The organism is Aquisphaera insulae (assembly GCF_011064615.1).
Classification (GTDB): Bacteria; Planctomycetota; Planctomycetia; order Isosphaerales; family Isosphaeraceae; genus Aquisphaera; species Aquisphaera insulae.
Window position 1 is genome coordinate 1 of the sequence record NZ_JAALJH010000201.1, and the last position, 2,216, is coordinate 2,216.

The following is a 2,216-nucleotide window of genomic DNA, read 5'->3' on the forward strand; positions in this document are numbered from 1 at the left end:
GGACAAACCCCGGCCTCGCGCGGGGCGAGGGGGAAGAGCGCGTGAGGAAGTATCGAGGTAAGAATGATGAAGTACCTTCGGTACTACTGGACCGCCGCAACGCGAAGGTTATTCTCGTCACTATCTGCTTGCAGTACGCGTCAGTTTTCTCCGGCATGTGCTGTGCTACTACTCTCTGAGATCTCCGCCACGGTCATACGAAGCGGCCCATTGGTCGCTCGTAAGCCTTGTTGCCTTAATCATGATGCTCGGGGCGTGCTGGGACAGTCGCCGACGAAACAACCGATCTGAAAAAATGAAAGATAATGACATTCATATTCTAGGTATTGTATATATGGTCAGCATAATATTCACCGATCCTTTTCTTCAAATGCGGACTCCCATTGATGCTTTTGTGGGCGTCGCCCTGGTTTTACCACCACTCCTGTGCATAAAGTACCTCCTGTGTCAAAAATCCTGGCTCGGCCTGGTATCTGTGTTGCTTTTCTCGTCGTCAGCGACAGCATGCCTACTGTTCAATGCAATAGTGAGCCGCTTTGGCATAGGTTTCTTCGGGAATTGGGTCGGATGAACGTCAAGGGACGCGGGCAAGGGGTGAGGAGTGCTCGGAAGTAAGGGAAGTAAGAGTGGCTATGCACCAAAGATAGAGAATCTAGAGAAGTGGGAGAGAATACCTCCCGAGCGGCTGGTCGATTCCGAACAACATAATGGACAGAGGACAACCATCGAGCTAGGCTCCATCCGTGGGAGGTCCCGCCGATGGCCACGCCGCGCTCCCGGCTCGTCGATGAGTCCGTCACGCCCTGGTATCACTGCATCTCGCGATGCGTCCGACGCGCCCGGCTCTGCGGCGAGGGGGCCGGGCATCGCAAGGTGTGGATCGTCGAACGCCTCCGCGAGCTCGTCGGGCTCTTCGCCGTCGATTGCGGCGGCTTCGCGGTGATGGACAACCATCTCCACCTGCTGCTGAGGCTCGACTCCCCGCGCGCTTCGGCGTGGTCGCCCGAGGAGGTCATGCGGCGCTGGCTGACCCTCTTCCCGATCCGCGATGCCGGGGGCCGGCCGCTGCCCCTTTCTGAAGACCGGGCGCTGACGCTCGCCGCCGATTCCGCCTGGGTCGCGACCGTCCGCCGCCGGCTGGCGGACCTCGGCTGGTTCATGAAATGCCTCAAGGAGCCGCTGGCCCGCCGGGCCAACCGCGAGGACGGCTGCACCGGCGCCTTCTGGGAGGGCCGCTTCCGCAGCGCGGCGGTCCGCGACCAGGAGGCCCTGCTGGCCGTCGCCGTCTACATCGACCTCAATCCATTCGCCGCCGGCGTCGCGGCCACGCCCGAACAGGCCGAGCACACCTCCCTTCGTGCCCGGCTCGATCACGATCATGCGCGGTCGCCGGTCGCGACCGAGGCCACGGGCGCGGGACCGTCGACCGTGCCCGATGACCGCCGTCACGAGGACGGCCAGTGGCTCTCGCCGACCGACGATCGCGGCGAGCCGGGGGGTCGCTACGGCCTGGCCCCGGGCTACACGCTGGCCTGCCACCTGCACCTGGTCGACATCGCGGCCCGAGTCGATCGCCCCGGCAAGGCGTCCCTGCCCCAAGAGGCGACCTCGATCTTCGTCCGCCTGGGCCTGGATGGTTCGCACTGGCGGGACATGCTCGAGGCCCTGAGCCGCCCGCGGCCGCCGGCCCGGCTGGGCCGCGAGCAGCCCGCGCGACCGCCTCGCCGACCGGCCTTCGCGACGCCCCGCCCCGCGCCTTCCGCACCCGGCCCGATGAGCCTCGCGGCCGGCCCCTGAGCGCCCCACCGCCGAGTCCTCCCTCTCCGGCCGCGGCCATCAGGCCGCCGGCCCGGGGGCCATGCGCCCCGGTCCTGGTCCGATCCCTCTCCGCCGCCCGCCGCGGCTTCCCAACCGCTCTACACCCGCCCGTTCCCCCGCAACGTCCGCACCTCTCGTTCCTCGTTGAACCTCGAGCCGGCCGCCGTCCGCCCCGGGTCGCTGGCAATTCCCGCTGGATCGCTCCGCTTTCCTCTCTATATTGCCCAGACCACTCGCTTTGGGTGCCTCGCTTTGGGTGCCTGGCCTTCGATCTCTGGCCTTCGATCTCTCTATATTGCCCAGACCACCCGCTTTGGGTGCCTGGCCTTCGATCTCTTCGATCTCTTCCCCGCTTTGGGTGCCTGGCCTTCGATCTCTTCGATCTCTGGCCTTCGATC

The 2,216-nt window shown here is 65.3% G+C and carries 1 protein-coding gene; it reads left to right on the forward strand.

The annotated features are described in order from the left end of the window. The first annotated feature begins 759 nt into the window (after positions 1-759). Positions 760-1,797 (forward strand): transposase, encoded by a 1,038-nt coding sequence (locus G6O54_RS36710; RefSeq protein ID WP_165236024.1) that lies wholly within the window; start codon positions 760-762, stop codon positions 1,795-1,797. Positions 1,798-2,216: the final 419 nt, after the last annotated feature.

Coding starts and splice junctions, on each gene's coding strand:
- G6O54_RS36710 (WP_165236024.1), top strand. CDS start 760: ATGGCCACGCCGCGCTCCCGGCTCGTCGATGAGTCCGTCACGCCCTGG.